At 61.9% G+C, this 17,203-nt stretch carries 15 protein-coding genes and 1 pseudogene; 11 read left to right on the top strand and 5 right to left on the bottom strand.

From position 1 onward, the window contains the following. Positions 1-313: 313 nt before the first annotated feature. The 6 genes from JMY24_RS26545 to JMY24_RS26520 all read left to right on the top strand — a co-directional run bounded on the left by JMY24_RS26545 (position 314) and on the right by JMY24_RS26520 (position 7,022). Positions 314-505 (top strand): hypothetical protein, encoded by a 192-nt coding sequence (locus JMY24_RS26545; protein WP_236597516.1) that lies wholly within the window; start codon positions 314-316, stop codon positions 503-505. 286 nt (positions 506-791) lie between these two features. Then, on the top strand, positions 792-1,202 hold the full coding sequence (locus JMY24_RS26540) for an RcnB family protein (RefSeq protein WP_128595106.1): 411 nt from the start codon (positions 792-794) through the stop codon (positions 1,200-1,202). Between the two features lie 564 nt (positions 1,203-1,766). Beyond that, complete coding sequence (locus JMY24_RS26535) at positions 1,767-4,085, top strand: sigma-54-dependent transcriptional regulator (protein WP_128595107.1); 2,319 nt, start codon at positions 1,767-1,769, stop codon at positions 4,083-4,085. Further along, positions 4,075-5,292 (top strand): S-methyl thiohydantoin desulfurase domain-containing protein, encoded by a 1,218-nt coding sequence (locus JMY24_RS26530; RefSeq protein WP_128595108.1) that lies wholly within the window; start codon positions 4,075-4,077, stop codon positions 5,290-5,292. The genes JMY24_RS26535 and JMY24_RS26530 overlap by 11 nt, the downstream gene beginning before the upstream one ends. Then, a complete protein-coding gene (locus JMY24_RS26525) occupies positions 5,289-6,014 on the top strand; it encodes an aspartate/glutamate racemase family protein (RefSeq protein WP_128595109.1) in 726 nt (241 codons plus the stop codon). Before JMY24_RS26530 ends, JMY24_RS26525 begins: the two co-directional genes overlap by 4 nt. Positions 6,015-6,833: 819 nt before the next feature. Continuing rightward, a complete protein-coding gene (locus JMY24_RS26520; RefSeq protein WP_128595110.1) occupies positions 6,834-7,022 on the top strand; it encodes a hypothetical protein in 189 nt (62 codons plus the stop codon). 27 nt (positions 7,023-7,049) lie between these two features. Here JMY24_RS26520 and JMY24_RS26515 read toward each other — a convergent pair whose 3' ends face one another. Both JMY24_RS26515 and JMY24_RS26510 read right to left on the bottom strand, forming a co-directional pair. Further along, positions 7,050-8,258: an MFS transporter gene (locus JMY24_RS26515; RefSeq protein ID WP_128595111.1), complete on the bottom strand. Its 1,209-nt coding sequence runs from the start codon at positions 8,256-8,258 to the stop codon at positions 7,050-7,052. Positions 8,259-8,319: 61 nt separating this feature from the next. Then, positions 8,320-8,715 carry a hypothetical protein gene (locus JMY24_RS26510; RefSeq protein ID WP_128595112.1) on the bottom strand — a complete coding sequence of 132 codons (396 nt, stop codon included), beginning with the start codon at positions 8,713-8,715 and terminating at the stop codon, positions 8,320-8,322. Positions 8,716-9,011: 296 nt separating this feature from the next. Here JMY24_RS26510 and JMY24_RS26505 point away from each other — a divergent pair, with 296 nt between their 5' ends. The 3 genes from JMY24_RS26505 to pqqA all read left to right on the top strand — a co-directional run bounded on the left by JMY24_RS26505 (position 9,012) and on the right by pqqA (position 11,855). Then, positions 9,012-9,335 (top strand): VOC family protein, encoded by a 324-nt coding sequence (locus JMY24_RS26505; RefSeq protein ID WP_128595113.1) that lies wholly within the window; start codon positions 9,012-9,014, stop codon positions 9,333-9,335. Positions 9,336-9,517: 182 nt separating this feature from the next. After that, positions 9,518-11,488, top strand: coding sequence for a sigma-54-dependent Fis family transcriptional regulator (locus JMY24_RS26500; protein WP_201703218.1), 1,971 nt, complete (start codon positions 9,518-9,520; stop codon positions 11,486-11,488). A gap of 292 nt (positions 11,489-11,780) precedes the next feature. Next, entirely contained in the window at positions 11,781-11,855 is a 75-nt protein-coding gene (gene pqqA / locus JMY24_RS26495) for a pyrroloquinoline quinone precursor peptide PqqA (protein WP_033379411.1), read from the top strand. A gap of 122 nt (positions 11,856-11,977) precedes the next feature. On the opposite strand, the gene JMY24_RS26490 is transcribed toward pqqA, so the two are convergent. From JMY24_RS26490 to JMY24_RS26480, 3 genes are all read right to left on the bottom strand, one after another. Further along, positions 11,978-13,228: a c-type cytochrome gene (locus JMY24_RS26490; protein ID WP_201703217.1), complete on the bottom strand. Its 1,251-nt coding sequence runs from the start codon at positions 13,226-13,228 to the stop codon at positions 11,978-11,980. 88 nt (positions 13,229-13,316) lie between these two features. Continuing rightward, positions 13,317-15,044, bottom strand: coding sequence for a methanol/ethanol family PQQ-dependent dehydrogenase (locus JMY24_RS26485; RefSeq protein ID WP_128598644.1), 1,728 nt, complete (start codon positions 15,042-15,044; stop codon positions 13,317-13,319). Between the two features lie 476 nt (positions 15,045-15,520). Further along, positions 15,521-16,417 carry a LysR family transcriptional regulator gene (locus JMY24_RS26480; RefSeq protein WP_201703216.1) on the bottom strand — a complete coding sequence of 299 codons (897 nt, stop codon included), beginning with the start codon at positions 16,415-16,417 and terminating at the stop codon, positions 15,521-15,523. Positions 16,418-16,638: 221 nt separating this feature from the next. Between JMY24_RS26480 and sdhC the strand changes: the two genes are divergently transcribed. Together sdhC and JMY24_RS26470 are read left to right on the top strand one after the other, a co-directional pair. After that, positions 16,639-17,052 (top strand): succinate dehydrogenase, cytochrome b556 subunit, encoded by a 414-nt coding sequence (sdhC, locus tag JMY24_RS26475; protein WP_201703215.1) that lies wholly within the window; start codon positions 16,639-16,641, stop codon positions 17,050-17,052. 4 nt (positions 17,053-17,056) lie between these two features. Further along, positions 17,057-17,203: pseudogene (locus tag JMY24_RS26470) on the top strand (succinate dehydrogenase, hydrophobic membrane anchor protein); the annotation flags it as partial.

The following is a 17,203-nucleotide window of genomic DNA, read 5'->3' as shown; positions in this document are numbered from 1 at the left end:
GAAGATGTGTTAAGCGTGACTCTCGGCAAATCGTGTAAATTGCAACAGCCGGTAACCAGGAATATCTACCATTTGCTGTCGCAACGGAAAAGACCTCGGCTTCCGCTTGCGCCTGATGCTGTGTGCATTTTCCCAAAAGAGCGCTGCAGGCATTAGCCATCTGCCAATAATCGACCTGATTGGTTATTTGCCGCATTTGGACTAATGTTTAATAGCTCTTGGTTAGACAACAAGAACGAACGTTGCGAGGTGGGGCATGGTCACTTTAATAGACCTGGAGATCGCGCATCTTGCGCGAGTAATGAGCGCGTCAATGGCAGGAGATCTCGCGGGGCCGATCCTGCCGGCCGCCTACTGGCGCCTGCGGCTTCATCGACTGCTCGATTCGCAGCACCTTACGAACGCGCAATTGCGTTCGCTCGACCTTCTTCTGCTGCGGCTCGACGAACTCGAAGCGCAAGCTTCGAATAGCGCCGCCTCGCAGATTGCAATCAGCACGAGCTAGCAGATACGGTGCCGCGATAAGCCGGCATCGGAGAATTTCCAATGCATTTTTCCGATGCATGGCATAGCTTTGAATCGCGAATTCGCGGCAAAGCGTAAGGGAACTGCGGCTGTGGGCTACGCGAATGCACGCAAAACATCGCTAGTTGTGCGAGCAACAGTTAGCAAGATTTTGTATGCGCGCCGGTGACTGCGGCCAGCTAACATACAAACCTGACGGATTTAGCTCCGGTTGTCCGTTTCAGTGCCCTGCAACCTTCAAGCTGCTAGTTCCCAGGAGATAGTCAATGATTAAATCCCGCATATTTCTCGCGTCGATGATGAGCGCGGGTATGCTGGCTTCGTCGCTCGTTCTCGCACAACCGCCGCACGACAACCCCGGCAAGGGCGGCGACCACGGTCACGAAGAGAGCCACGGTCATGGGTCCAACCATGGTCATGAATCGAATGGTCATGGCCACAAGCAGATGCCGCCCGGACACAGCCCCGACGGCCCAGGCAACTCCGCGAACGCGCCCGGACACTGGCGCAAGGGCGATCGCCTGCCTCCCGAATACCGCGACCGTCAGTATGTGATCGACGACTGGCGCGCGTACCGGCTGGCTCCGCCGCCGCGTGGCTATTCGTGGGTCGGCGTTGGCGGCGACTATCTGATGGTGCAGATTTCCACGGGAGTCGTCCTGCGCGTCGGGCCGTAAGCACCGATTGTCCGGCCGTTGCATCGGTCGGTCATAAAGCAACACGAGCATGGCGATCATAGATCGTCACGCTCGTCTATCGTTGTCACCGGCCCGAGGCGATTTCACAAATCGAAGCCTGCGCGTCAATGCGCAACAAAGCTGCACCCAACTGGCTGTTCAACTACCTTCGCCTCACATCGCCGGCCCGGCAGCGGCCACACGCACCCCCCCTGTACACGATGTACACGATGTACACCACGCGCAGCCATTAAAGAACCGTTGGCGCGGCGCCGTTATACCAGCCACGTACCGTGAGCCGGCGTGGCGCGCTTGCGCCGCGGCGGCCACCCGTCTTTTTATGCTGTTTCGATGCGCGATGAAAAGCGCATAAGTACTGGCGCGAGGATTATTTTCGAAGGACAACATCGACAACTAACCTTCATACTCTGTCACTTCATAGGCGGACTATTCCGACAGCGGAATCGGAAGTTCGTCAGACACCGGATCGATGCATGACTGCCGTCCTTGCGACGGCCATTTCCGCGTAGCGCCGCACGCGGATCATGTGGAGCCTACTTTCTAATGAGTTATACCCCAGTCGTTCCGTTCGCCGACGACAAGGCCGACTCCGGCTCTTTCGTCGGCGGCGCGCCAGCGTTTCGCCAACTGGTCCGGATGATCGATCGGGTTGCTCCCACCGATCATCCGCTGCTGATTATCGGGCCGACCGGTTCTGGCAAGGAGCTCGTTGCGCGCCGTGTTCATGCACACAGCCTGCGCCAGGATCAACCATTCGTCGACGTCAATTGCGGCGCGATTCCCGAACATCTCGTCGAAGCCGAACTGTTCGGGCACGTCAAAGGCGCATTCACCGGCGCGGGCGAAAACCGCCAGGGGCTTTTCCAGCAGGTTGGCAAGGGCACGCTGCTGCTCGATGAAATCGGCGAATTGCCGCTCGCGATGCAGCCGAAACTGCTGCGCGTACTTGAAACGCGCACATTCCGTCCGCTGGGATCGTCGACCAGTCTGCACTTTGCCGGACGCGTGGTTGCCGCGACGCACCGCGACCTGCGCGAACTCGCGCGCGCGGGACTCTTCCGCGAGGATCTGTTCTATCGGCTCGCGGTCTTCGTACTCGCTGTGCCGGGACTCGAGCAGCGCGTCGAGGATATCCCCGCGCTCGTCAACCACTTCGCGCTACAACACACGCGCCGCCTGGAGTTTGCGCCGGCCGCGCTGCGGCGTCTTGCGCAGCACTCGTGGCCTGGTCATATCCGGCAACTGCGCAATCTGATCAGCCAGTTGAGCGTGCTTGCGGAAAGCACGGTTATCGACGTGGATACGCTCGAGCCGTTTCTCGCCAACGAGACCAGCGGGCCTGTGTCGCGCGCGAGTCTCGCCGACATGCTGATGCAGCTCGAAGGCCGCGACAAGCTCAGCGCCGCCGAGGACCTGCTGATCGACCGCGCGCTCGAACGGACAAGCGGCAACAAGAGTGCGGCCGCCGCAATGCTCGGCGTGGGTCGCAAAACAATCGAACGACGTCTGAAGTCGCGAGAGGAACATCACCGCGAAGCGCGCAAGTGCCTGGAGCATGCAAGCGCGTTGATCGAAGAATCGAAATTCGCCGAAGCGATTCCGCCGCTGCGCCGCTGTCTCGACGTGCTGCAAACGCCGCACGAACAGGATGCCGCGCGCCGCCTGCAGTTCGACGCCTATCGCCTTCTGGGCATGAGCTTGCGCAGCGTGCACGGCTGGCTGTATGCGGAAGCCACCGCCTGCTACGCCGCGGCGCTGGCGGTCGGCGAAGGCGTCTGCACCCCTGCTGAAATCGCCGCGATCCAGTTCGGCATCTGGACCACGCAGTTGACGACGCTGCAACTCAAGCAGGCTCGTGCAACCGCGCAGAACATGCTGGAGCGCGCGCAGAACGGCGGCGATCGCGTGTCGCTCGACGAAGCCCACGTCGCGATGACAAACACGCTGTTCTGGCTCGGCGACAGCGAAGAAGCCCTCGCCTGCCTCGCGCGCGGCAATCTGCTCGGCGTGGGGCGCAACGACATCCGCACCGGCTCGCAAGGGATCGACCTCGCGAGTCTCGCGTTGACTTTCGAAGGACTCGCCGCCTATCAGATCGGCGCCTTCGGACAGGCACGCCGCGCCATGGAAATGCTGATCCTGCGCACCTCCGAACCGGGCGTGCACGCGCTCGCTCACGTGGTCAATCTGCAGGGCGCCGCGTGGCTCGCCGCACTGTTCGATGACGTGGACCGGTTGGGTCGGCTGGCGAGCGAACTGGAGTCGGTGTCGATCGCCCACGGCTTCGCGTTCTATCGGGGCGTCGGGCAGGTGCTGCGCGGCTGCCATCTCAGCGCGCTCGGGCAGTCCGACGAGGCGGAAACTGTCATGCTCGACGGTTACGATAACCACGTCGTTTGCAATGGCGGTGCCCTGTTCTATTCGTTCAAGACGTGGCAGCACGGGGAATTGCTGCTGCGCGCCGGCCGCGCGAAAACGTGCGAGGCGATTCTGGCGACGGCCATCGATGAGACGCTCGCCCGTCAGGAGCGCGTGTATCTGGGCAAGCTGCTCGTCACACGCGCACGCGCGCAGTGGGCACTCGGCGACGTGAACGCCGCGGAACTCGGTCTGCGCACGGCGCTGTCGACGGCACTCGCGTTCGGCTCGGTGCCTGGGCGCGTGGATGCCGCGCACCATCTCGCCGACTTGCTGCGCTCGACTGGCCGCGTCGCCGAAGCCATCGAGACGCTCGAACGCGGCCTGCGTTCGTTGCCGACGGATGCAACGCCCCGCGTCGCCGGCGCCGCGAATCTGCTTGCCGAACTCCAGCAACATGCTTCGTTCCACAACTACACTAAAGGAATCGTAAATGGCATATGAGCTAAGCCGGGAAGATCTGGAACCGCTGCTACTGGGCGCAGCTTTCTTCGGCAGCGGCGGAGGCGGCACCATCGAATCCGCACGGCATCTGGCCGCGCATTTCGTGGCCGGCGACTACTACCCGACCGACACCGTCAAGGTCGTCTCCGTCGATGAAGCCACCGAGGGCGCGGCAGTCATGGTCGCCTATCTCGGCGCGCCCGAGGCGATCAACTCAGCGACCTACCCGCTCGGCCCCGTGACGGCGGTGCAGAACGTTCAGGCCCGGCTCGCCTCGCAATCCACGAAACTCGCCTACGTGATGCCGCCGGAAAGCGGTGCGCTGGGCTTCACGGTGGCCGCACTGGTGGCGGCGAAACTCGGCCTTGCCGTCATCGACGCCGACGGCGCCGGGCGCGCGGTGCCCTCGTTGCCGATGCTGACTTTCGCCGCTGCGGAGATCGATCCGCGGCCCGCGTTCCTCGTGAGCCAGGGCGGCCTGTGCGTCGAACTGGACGTGACGCCGCGCGGCGGCAGCCAGGGCGCGCCGACTCATCAGCGGGACGTGTCGGCGATTGTCGAACAGATGATGCGCCCGGTCGTGGCCGACCCGGAGTTCGGCCAGTTCGGCGGACTCGCGATGTGGGTGATGACGCCGGCCGATATCGGCCGCGCGACGCCGATTCGCGGCACACTGACACGCGCGCTGGACCTCGGGCGTGCGCTGCTAAGCGGAGAGATCGGCAGCGCCCGGCAGATGACCGGCTATCTCGTCGAACGTTGCGGACTTGCGGCGCGGGCAGTTTCCGAGCCGGGCGAACTGGTCTCGGCCAAAGTCGATACGAGCGGCGGCTTCGACGTCGGCAAGATTCGCATTCAGGCCGGACAGCATACCTATACGGTGATGTATCAGAACGAGTCGCTACTCGTATGGGACAGCACGTGTGCGCAACCGGTCGTGCTCGCGCCCGACAGCGTCGCGTATTTCGTCGGCGGCGAGGGACAGTCCGTCTTTAGCAACGGCGACCTCGTGAATGGCGATGGTTCGCTGAATCCGGCGATCGGCAAACGCCCCGTGACGTTGATCGCCTGGCGCGCCGAAGCCGAATTGCGCAAACCGGGCCTCATTCTCGACAGCTTCATGCAGTTGCTGAACTCGCTTGGCTACCTTGGCCCTTACGTGCCGCTTGAATCGCTGCAGTCCGCACGCAAGGGAGACGCATCTTGAACTCGCCCATCCGCATCTGCGTGCTCGTGCCCGTCGCCACGTCTCAGTACAACGACCGCATCATGAAGGCGATTGCGCCGGTCGTGCCGCCCGACGTCGAGGTGGAGATTCGCAACATTACCGCGGGCCATCCCGATATCGAGAACCGCACGAACTGGCTGCAGAACGGCATGCCGGTGGTCGAGCTGGCGCAGACCATCGCAAACGACGGTTTCGACGGCATCTGGCTGACCGACTTCGATATGTGCGGCGTCGAAGCCGCGCGCGAAGTGATCGACATTCCGATCATCGGTGGCTTTCCGGCGTCGGCGTTTACGGCCCTCGCGCTCAGCCAGCGCTTCTCGATCATCACGATCCTGCAAAGCACGCTCGCGATGCAGCGCGGTCATCCGGAAACCTACGGCATAGAGAACACCTTCGCGTCGATTCGCGCGATCGACTGCCCTGTCGCGCAGCTGGAAAACATCGACGTCGTGGTGGTCCGCACCTTCGAAGCGGCGTTAAAAGCGATCAAGGACGACGGCGCTCAGGCGATTCTGCTCGGCTGTACGGGATTCGTGGACGTCGCGAGCCGGGTCTCGACGCTGCTCGGTGAGGCGCTCGGCGCTTACGTGCCCGTGATCGATCCCAATCAGGCGGGGTTCAGCTTCCTCGTGTCGCTGGTGCGTATGCGCGTGCGCCCGAGCAGGCTGACGTACAGCAAGGTCAGCCTGCAGGCGTAAAGTCCCTCCTCTGTCCGCTTTCGTCCGGCGCGGCGCGCATTGCCGCGCCGGATCTCCCCTCTGCGCCTTTCGTGCTCCCCGCGTTTCTTCCATCAAGCTGCCAAGCGTCCTCCCGCACCGGACGAAATCGCCCCATTACGCGCGCCGCATGTCCATCTGGACGAAAACGACCAACTTTGACCGTCCATCTGGACGGGATCGACCAACACAGGCAAAGCGGATTGGCCGATGCGCCCGCGCATACGCCATCTCAACATATGGCACGACCATTGCTTATACGAAAGCAGGTGGCCGGAAAGCTGCGAACGAACTTGTCCGAATGACCGGGGAGCCTGAGAGACCAAACAAGATCGCGCGTTGCAATGTGTTCGACGTTCTACGCCCGCGTGGCCGCGTCCGTTACGGGACCGTCGACACCGCGGATCGTGCGATCGCGATTCATCGTCGCAATCCGTCGTTTAGTCATACGAACTAATGCGTGCAACGAAGATCGCCGCCAACGGCAAAGCACCGTTGGCACCAGACTGAGAGAGGGCTGTGCTGTTGTAGCGGTGACCGTGTAGAAAGATGACGACCATGCTCCCGCAGAGGAGCGGCTCGCAATGCGTGGCACTGAATAGCGGAAAATCTTTTGGCTATGCACCGAAGATCCGCTGCGGGATTGGTCCAGCCGTCGTTGCCTTTCCTCCGGGAAAAGGCTGCGACGGCTCACCCTGTTGTAATGAGTCGCGGAAAACGAGCTGCTTGAGCAGCCCTACGCGGCGTCAGATTTCAACGACGTCGTGACCAGACCAGACTGGCCATCCACGGGGGTCAACAATGCACCACCACATTTTCGAAAACGAGCTTGTTCACCTCGAGCGCGTGATCTCATGGGCGTCCCAGACGCCTTTTCCGCCGACCTATTGGCGCGACCGCGTCGAACATCTGAAGACGAGTCCGCAAGCACCCATGTACCGTAACCGCATCGCCCGCCTGTCGCGCCTCGTCGCGGAACTCAACGGATAGCGGCGGCCTTTGGTCATTGTTTGCTCGTCAGTCCGCCGCTGCGCGCGTGTCGGGTGCCTTGCCGGCTACCAGCAGCGCGATTGTCGCGACGCAGAAAACGACGCCTGCATGGAAGGTAGCCGCAGCCCCGAACTTGTCCCACAACTCACCGGCAATAACGCTCGAAAGCAGTGTGACGACGCCGCCCAGCAGATTGAAAAAGCCGAACGCAGTGCCGCGTAATTGCGCCGGCGCGGTGTGAGAAACCATGGTCGCGAGCAGCCCTTGCGTCATGCCCATATGCAAACCCCACAATGCGACGCCGAGCAGCACGATGCCCCAGTGGCTGCCGTGTGCGAGCACTAGGTCCGAAGCGATCAGCACGACGACGCCCGCGATCAGCAGCCGCGTGTGATTCATCGTGTCCGCGAGTTTACCGAACGGATAGGCCGACAGCGAATACACGATATTCATCGCCACCATGACGAGCGGAACCAGAGCGATGGGTACCCCACTGCCCATCGCACGCAAAACGAGGAATGCTTCGCTGAACCGGGCGAGGGCAAACACAGCGCCAATGGCGACGACCCACCAGTAGCGAGCCCCCAGCTTCTTCAGATTCTCGAGCCGCACAGGATTGACGCGCTTCGCTCCCGCTTCACGCGCCGGCTCGTGGATGCCGAACATCAACAGCGCGACGGCCAGTACACCAGGTATGACGGCAAGCCAGAAGGCAAGCCGGAAGTTGTCTGCCCACACCGACATGATGACCACCGCGAACAGCGGCCCCAACACCGCGCCGATGGTATCGAGCGACTGACGCAAGCCGAACGCGGCGCCTCGGAGGTGGACAGGCGTGACGTCCGCAACGAGTGCGTCCCGCGGGGCACCGCGGATCCCCTTGCCGATTCTGTCGATGACGCGAGCGCTCACCACCACGCCGACGGTCGGCGCAATCGCGAAGAGCGGCTTGCTCAACGCACCCAATGCATAGCCGGTTACCGCGAGCCACTTGCGGTTACCAAGGTAGTCGCTAAGCGCGCCGGAGAACACCTTCACTATCGGCGCGGTCGCTTCGGCGATGCCTTCTATGAGGCCGATGGTCGCCGCGCTTGCACCGAGGCTCACTGTCAGGAACATCGGCAAGAGGCTATGGACGATCTCCGACGAGATGTCCATGAAAAGGCTCACACCTCCGAGTACCCAGACGCTTCGAGGAATGCTCGCGAGCACGTCGATTCGGAATCTGGCTTGCATGGGCGAGTTACCTTTGCAATAGGAATCGCGGCAGCGCGCGAAGCCGGCAGAGCCAGATCACTTACTCCTGACACTGCACGTCTTTCCTCGGCACGGCGATAAGCACCGGATACGTGCCGTGATCCAGCTCGACGCGCGCGACCACGGTGATCATCGTGCTGTCGATCTGATCGTACACGCTCACCTGTTCGCGCTTAAGCGTGGTGATGCCGGTACATGCGGACGCCCGGCCCTCGTCGGAAATGCGGCATTGAATCGGGTTGTCCGCAATGTAGCGGTATTTGTCCCGCTCAGGCGTCGCGAGATATTCGCGAACGCTCTGTTCCGACCCGCCCACACCCGTCACTTTCCCGATCGCACATTGCAGTGCGGCTGTCTCGCCGTTCGCGGACGTTTGAGCGTTCGCGGCAGTACTCGCGGCGGCGGCCGCAAGGATCAATGCAAAGTGGTATCTCATCGCGCGTTTCACGTTTATCGGATTCAAGTGCTGAATTGTAAAGGCACCTGAGGCCAGAGTGCCGCGAAGCCAGCGGCTGCGTTCAGCGTGTCACGATCCGAAGCGGCGTGGCGACGCGCGATCCACTGGCACGACGTCAAGGTCGCGGCGCCGAGGTAGGCAAGCCAGGCATGATCGACCTGCGCGAGCATAACCGGGTAACGCACATACCAGCATAACCGCTTGCCTAGTTGCGCTCGCGCGCAGTGGCTACGATGGGCGCACCGTCCAAACGAATAACCATCGCGGAGCCCATCATGAAGCGTTTTCACATTGCACTCGCTGTTGCGAGCCTCGACGAATCTATTGCCGACTACAGCCGCCGGCTCGGACATTCGCCCGACGCCGTCGTGCCGGGCAAGTACGCCATGTGGCGAACCGACCTGCTCAACTTCTCGATCAACGAGAAACCGGAGCAGGCGGGTCAACTGCGGCACGTCGGATTCGAAGACGATACCGCCAACGCGTATTCAAGCAGCGTCGATGTGAACGGACTCGAGTGGGAGCTGTTTTCGGCCGCTGAACAGGATGCGCGGATCGTCAGCACGTATGGCGTAGCTGTGCGCTCGACGCGAACGTAGACAGGAGCGTCACGCGCCCTGCCGGGAATCGGTCTCCGGCTCGCAATCGAGCTAGCCGGAACGTGGCATAACTCTATACATCGCGCGTGACCACCCCAGGCACGCACTCCTGGCGCAGAAGTTGCATCGTGCCACGCCAGCACGACCCCGGCAAAACGACCGGGGCCAAACAGGAGGAGACAATGCGCGGTGACACTTATCACGCTGTAACGCCAATCGCCCCTCACGGGGATTGCTGGCTCACGCCGTCGATTCAAAAGTCCCATGAACGCTCGGAAGTCTTCGGTTTGAGCGCTTCGACGCGCCCCGACTACGACGTGCTGCCCGCCGCCGACCTCGCATTGAAGCTGGAGCAGAACCGCATTCTGTGCGCGCACGCGACGCCGGTCATGGAGACGCTGCATGAGCAGATTGTGAACACCCAGAGCATGATCGTGCTGACCGACGCCGAAGGCCTGATCCTTCATTCGATCGGCGACGACGACTTTCTGCGGCGCGCGGAGAAAGTCGCTTTGCGCCCGGGCGCGAACTGGGCAGAAGACCGCCAGGGCACCAATGCGATCGGCATGGCGCTCGCCGAGCGCAGCCCGACCGTCGTGCATGGCCAGCAGCACTATCTCGCGGCCAACCGGTTTCTGACCTGCTCAAGCGTGCCGATCCTCGATCCTTACGGCGACCTGATCGGCGTACTCGATGTCACCGGCGACCACCGCAGCTATCATCAGCACACCATGGCGCTGGCGAAAATGTCGGTGCAGATGATCGAAAATCATCTGTTTGCAAACACCTTTCGCGAGACGTTGCAGATTGCTTTTCACGGGCGCGCCGAGTTTCTCGGCACGTTGATGGAAGGCATTGCCGCGTTCACCTGCGACGGCCGCTTCCTGTCCGCGAATCGCAGTGCACAGTTCCAATTGGGTCTGCCGCTGGCCGGATTGCGGGCGCATACGCTGTCGTCGCTATTCGGCCTCACCAGCGCACAGTTGATGGACCGTCTGCGCATGCACCGCGACCGCCATCTGTCGCTGAACCTGAGCAACGGCGCGGTGGTTTGCGCGCATGTTCAATTCCGGCGCACCACGCTCGCCGACGACCCGTCGGCGCCGCGCGCGCAGGCCGAAGCGGTACCGCAGCGCGGCGGCCAGTCGGCGGCGTCTGCGACTCCGCTGTCGAAGCTCGGCTACCTCGACACCGGCGATCCGCAGATCGCAGCGGTAATTGCGAAGGTGCGCAAGGTAATCGGCAAGAACATCCCGATTCTGATCACCGGAGAAACAGGTACCGGCAAGGAACTGCTCGCTCAGGCGATCCACAACGATTCGCCGCGCCGCGCAGCGCCCTTTGTTGCGGTGAACTGCGCGTCGATACCCGAAACATTGATCGAATCGGAACTGTTCGGCTACGAAGAAGGCGCATTTACCGGCGCGCGGCGCAAAGGCGCGGTCGGCAAACTGCTGCAGGCCGACGGCGGAACCCTGTTTCTCGACGAAATCGGCGACATGCCCTATCCGTTGCAAGTGCGGCTATTGCGCGTGCTGCAGGAGCGTCTCGTGAATCCGCTTGGCTCCGCAAAGTCAATTCCGGTCGACGTCGCCATCATTTGCGCGACCCATCGCGATCTGCGCGCCATGATCGCGCAGAACCGCTTTCGCGAAGACTTGTATTACCGGCTCAATGGACTGGTGGTCAAGTTGCCTCCGTTGCGCGAGCGCACCGATCTGTCGGCGGTGATTCAGAAGATGCTGCATTGTGCGTCGGCCGAGAACGCCGACGGCCAGCCGCTCAGTGTTGCCGACGACGTGATGAGGCTGTTCGAGCGATGCGCTTGGCCAGGCAACTTCCGGCAACTCGGCAATCTGCTGCGCACTGCGGCCGTCATGGTGGATGCCGACGGCGAAATCCGGCGCGAGCATCTTCCCGATGACTTCTTCGACGATCTGCGCGCCGTTGGTCAGTCGTCCCCGCGCCCCGTCGATGCGCCGCCGCTCGCGAGCGGGCGGCTTCACGACGTAGCGGCCAGCGTGATCGCGAACGCGGTGGCGCAACATGGCGGCAATGTGTCGGCGGCGGCTCGCACGCTTGGCATCTCGCGCAATACGATCTATCGCAAGCTGCCGACGCAGCACGCGAATAATAGCGAAGACGCTGCGTAAATCGCGCTGCAGCACTGCACGCATTGCATTGCGTTGCGGTGTTCCATTCTGGAACACCGCTGTGCTGCAATTGAGCAGCGCGTGACCTTCGGGCCAGACGCAACGCGCCGCATCGGCGCGTTGCAAGGCGCGTTGATCCGCCGTCAAGTTTTCGGTCGAGATACAGCGCTTTGTCTAGCGCTTCAATAACTCCGAAATACTCCTGACCTGCTCGGCATAGACCTTGCGTTTAATACATGACCGCTTGCACGAAGCGGTTCTTGAATCACTTGTCATATCCAAGGAGACATCCATGCAGTGGACTACACCCGCCTATACCGACCTGCGCTTTGGTTTTGAGATCACGATGTATATCGCCACTCGCTGAAGCAACGAGAAAACGCCGCCACGCGAGTCATGATGCGCGACTCGCGTGGCGGCGTCAGTAGGATGGCTTATCAAATCCGGGACTCGCGCTCCGATTGCGGCGCCTCCTCCTAACCGATGCACCTACTGCGAAGTACCGGCGTTCAGCGGTCTCGACGACGCTCTCGCATTGTCGTCCGTCAGCTTGCTCGCCCCGGCGCTGTAGCCGTTCGAATACAGCAGGAACGCCATGATGTCCGCGTAGTCTTGCGGCTTCATCTTGCCCGGACGATCTGCGGGCATGTTAGTCGCCATGTATCCGTAAACGCCGCCGATGGTCAGCTTCGCATTCGCCGCCGGGGCGAACGACGGACCGCGCAATGCGGGCGCATTCAAGCCTTGCAGATCCGGACCATGGCACTTCGCGCACGCGCTCGAGTATAAGGTCTTGCCGTGCGCCACCTGCGACCGGTCAAAACCAGGTGCGTCCGCTGATACGGTTGCATCGACCTTGATGAAACCGCCTTGCTGGAGTTCACGACCGCCTGCCCGCCTAATTCCCCACGCGGTATCGGCATGGCGCGGACCGTCGCGATAGGCAAACCCGGCAACCGCGGCAACCGCCGTTGCGTCCGGCACCCTCGCCTGCGCTGTGCGAGGCAGCGTCCAGGCGCGCGTCAACGTTGAGAGCCTGCCGTCGGACTCCATCTTGCGTAACGCCGCGTCGATACGCGGCTGCAACGTCGCACCGCTCTTGCCGAACGCGAATACCAGATGCCAGTCGGCATACGCAGAAGCAGCTTGCGCGATCCTGAAGCGCGGCTCCGGATGCGTTTTCGTATAAGCGACGACAGCGGGATACCAGACGATCGCACGTTGCGCATGGCCTGTTGCGACCGCATCGACGGTAAGCTCAGCGGTGTTCTCCAGATCGAGCCTGACGTTCGGCTGCTGCACGGCGATCAACTGCGCGGGGCTCGCATAAGTTGCCGCAACGATCTCGGCACCGCCTGTCTGCGCGGCCGGCTCATGCAGGGTCACGCTCACGTAGCCCGAGTGCAGGTACTCGCGTGAGAAAGTTAGCTTGCTGTCGGAGCCATCCGCGACTGTAGAGCGCGGAAAGCCGGCAATCACGTCGCATTTGCGCGCAAGCGCCTTGTCGAGTTCTTTCAGCGACACGCCGTCGTCGTCGCTACTGGCGAAGCCGCCGGGAGCGAGCGTGAGTGCGATCCCCGCCGTGCGGAACGCTTCGCGCGCAACCGCTTCGTCGAGTACTGTCGACGGGCTGCCCGGGAACGTGCAAACACGCACGCCGGCGCTGGCATCGACCGGCATGGACGCGCCGGCGGCCAGCAACACACTGGCGAGAGCAAAGGAATTGAGTCGAGTCTTCATGATCTTGCTTCCGGGAAAGGCCGGGCCGCTGCGCTCCGTCTGCTTACGCTAATGCGCTGGGCAGTCGGGTGCGGCGGCCGCATCAACATTAGCTGTGATTGAGTGCGAACACGTAGAGCGTGCCGCCGCGTGGGACCTTCTCCGCGGCCTTCGCCATCGGACCGCCCCAGATCGGATTAGCGCCACCGTAACCGGCGAGAATGGCGACATACTCCTTGCCGTCCACCTCGAAAACCGACGGCTGCGCCACGATTCCGCTTGCGAGTTTCGGGCTCTTCCATAGCACCTTGCCGGTCGCCGAGTCGAATGCGTACAGATAGCCGTCGAGCGAGCCGCTGAACGCAAGGCCGCCCGCGGTCGTCGCCACGCCGCCATTCCATGGCAGCTTGCTCCAGTGACTCCAGAGTTTCTTGCCCGTGCTGACGTCGATCGCCTGCAGTTCTCCGTAGCCCTTGCTTCCCGGTTCCGGCTTGATCTCGAAGCCCTCGCCGAGGTACGGCAGCCCTTCCATGTAAGTCACCGATTTGCCGGACAGCGACATGCACGCATGCAACGCGGGAACGATCGCGATGTGCTTGTCCGGATCGTATGAAACCGACCACCAGTTTTTGCCGCCGAGGAAGCTCGGGCACGTTTCGATCGTCGTGCCGGTCTTCGGATATTTTGACGGGTCCTGAATCGGGGCGCCGTCGGCTGTATAGCCAGTGACAGAAGTCGCCTTGACGAAGGGCTTGGCGTAGATCAGCTTGCCGGTGCCGCGGTCGATTGCGTGAAAGAAGCCGTTACGGTCCGCGTGAAGAATCGCGTCGTAGTCCTTGTCCTGATACTTGATGTTTGCAAGCACCGGCGTGTTGACGCCGTCATAGTCCCAGGTGTCGTGTTTGGTGTACTGGTAGTGCCATTTGAGATCGCCGGTTTTCGGATCGAGCGCGAGCAGCGAGTCCGAATACAGATTGTCGCCTGGCCGCAGATCGGCGAGCCACGGTCCCGGATTGCCCACGCCCCAGTAGAGTGTTTTCGATGCCGCGTCATACGTGCCCGTGAGCCACGCGGGAGCGCCGCCATGTTCCTGCATGCCGTCGGGCCATGTATCGGCTCCCTTCTCGCCAGCCGCTGGCACGGTGAACCGCTTCCACAGCACGTTGCCGTTGTCCGGATTCAATGCCGCGATGAAACCGCGCGCACCATATTCCCCGCCTGCGCTGCCCACCACCAGCGCGCCGTCGAGCGCGAGCGGCGCAAGAGAAAACGCGTACCCGAGCCCGGGCTCGAACATCGCCTTGCGCCAGGCCAGCGAGCCCGTTTGTGCGTCCAGTGCGACGACGTCGCCGTTGAGCATCGCGACATAGACGTTCCTGCCGTACAGCGCGACGCCTCGGTTGATCACGTCGCAGCATGCCGTCTTGAACGACTCGGCGCCGAGCTTCGGCTCGAATTTCCACAGTTGTTTGCCGCTCGCCGCATCGAACGCATAGACGTTGTCTTTCGGCGTCGTCACGAACAGATAACGGCCATTGACGATCGGCGTCGCTTCAAAACCCTGTTGAAGCTCTGCTGGAAACTTGTAGCTCCAGACCTGTCTCAGCTGCTTCACATTCGACGTGTCGATCTGCTTGAGCGGCGAGTGCGCCTGCCCGTTGTAGGTGCGGTAGTACGTCAGCCAGCCGGGGTCGCTTTGCGCGGCTGTCAGACGCTCGTAGGTGACGGCCGGATAGTCGTCGGCCATGGCGACCGGTCCGCATAACAGATTGACGGCCGCGGCGACGCTTAACGCAAGCGTCGCTGGCCGCATCGTCGAAATAGAACGAGCTTTCATCCTTGTCTCCTTGTCGACCAGAGTTCGCGCCTTGGCGCGTTACTCTGGTCCCATGCAACTCGTTGCGGTCGACCAGAGTTCGCGCAAAGCAGCTGCTCCGGTTGATGCCACATGGTTGATGTTGAGTTATCGACGTGAAGCCGCAGTGGCGTCATCGTCTGGGGAACGCAGGCTGGCTGCGAGTCGTTCAAGGCAAGTCGCATGCCATTGCGGCAGCGCTACGGCGCAAGACGCGCCAGGCCGGGAACGATCGGGAGTAACGATAGGAATAAGCACGCTACGCAACGTGACTAACGTTGTTGCACGCTGACGCAATAGACGCTTGATGTGTTGCTAAAAAAGACAGCGCCGCAACGCTGCTCCTCGCCGACGTGACGACTCACGCCGACAGTTGCTTCGAAGGCGCCGCAAGACTTCGCTCAACGACAGCGCACAACTCGTTCCGAGCGGTCGAACTTAGCTGAGGCTTCGACACCTCACGTAACCGACGACGCCAGCGCAAACGCCTTCTGCAGGAAGTTCGCTGTCTTTGCTGGCGCGGCTTCGATGCGTGAGGCCAGCACGAGCCGGATCGAGATGGCGTTGCCGAGCACGTCGGTATAAGCGACGCCTTCCACCTGTATCTGACACACGGAAGCCGGCACCAGCGAGACGCCAAACTCCGCAGCAACCAGATTCACCACCGACGACAGCTGCGGCGCCTGCTGTCCCGCGATCGGCTCGAACCCGGCTTCCCTGCATGCTCCGACAATGACGTCGTGCAGCGTGGGGCTCGCCTCTCGCGGAAGCATCACGAACGGGTCTTCAGCTAATGCGGACAGCGCGATTTTGCGTTTCTTCGCGAGGCGATGCGTTGCCGGCAATACGACGCGCATCGGCTCGATCGCAATGTGGTGGAACTGCACGCCCGCCGGCGACTGGCTGCCGAGACGCACGAAGGCGACGTCCACGCGGCCGTCGCCGAGATAGGCGAGCAGTTGTGCGGTGTTGCCTTCGGCAAGCGTGAGGGTGACGTTCGGATAGTCCTGCCGATAGCCGCGAATCAGCTTGGACACGACAGGATTGAACGCTGCGGACCCGGTAAAGCCGATGTTGAGCTGCCCGATTTCGCCACGGCCCGCGCTCTGCGCCTTTTCGACCGCAAGCCGGGTGTCGTACAGGATGCGCTTTGCGTCGGCGGCGAATGCCTCGCCAGCCTCTGTCAATACGACGCCGTGACCGGTGCGGCGAAACAGCCGCACGCCCATTTCGTCTTCGAGAGCGTGGATCTGCTGGCTGAGCGGCGGCTGCCCAATGCCAAGTCTTTCGGCCGCGCGAGTGACGTTGCGTTCTTCAGCGACGGCGACAAAGTAGCGAATATGACGCAGTTCCATCTGATATCTGAAAAAGCTATTTCAGTAAGACGCGATAGATATTGGACAGTATATCAGCGGTGCGACAAAATATCGCTATCGCGCGGTCCGTCCTATAAATCCTCCCGCAATACAGCGCCGTTCGATCATTAAAGGATGAGGTAGGACACGATTCGCGCCTATATCGGAGCGAGCGGCGGTGCGCGCCGTTGTGTTTATCTAAAGAGGCAAAGGGGTCTACTGTGGCTGACACATTAAAAAAACCGAGGCCGGAATACCGGAACATCGGTATCGGGCAGATATTGACGGCGTACCGCCTGCCGCTTGCGGGGCGCGTGTCGATTCTTCATCGCTTGAGCGGTGGTCTGCTGTTTGTTTTCCTTCCGTTCCTGCTGTACCTCTTCGACCAGAGCCTGACTTCCGAACTGAGCTTCGAGGTCTTCAAGGCCTTTCTCTCCGGCATCATCGTCAAGCTCATCACGCTGGTGCTCGCCTGGGCGTTCCTGTTCCACTTCTGCGCGGGCATCCGTCACCTCGTGATGGACACGCACCGCGCGGTCAACAAGGAAGGCGGCAAGCAGACCTCCATCGTCGTGTTCGTCGTGTCCTCGCTTCTCACGATCGCCTTCGCGGCGAAACTCTTCGGAGCATTCTAAAAAAATGGCAGCCCCTAACCGAATCGGTCCGAAGCGTCTTGTCGTCGGCGCGCACTACGGTCTGCGCGACTGGCTCGCGCAACGCATCACCGCCGTCGTGATGGCCATCTACACGGTGATCCTGCTCGCCTGGTTCTTCGGCGCGCGCGAC

It is taken from the genome of Paraburkholderia kirstenboschensis, assembly GCF_904848585.1.
GTDB classification, from domain to species: domain Bacteria; phylum Pseudomonadota; class Gammaproteobacteria; order Burkholderiales; family Burkholderiaceae; genus Paraburkholderia; species Paraburkholderia kirstenboschensis.
Note: the sequence above shows the minus strand (reverse complement) of the source record. Positions and strands in the feature narration are given on the sequence as shown.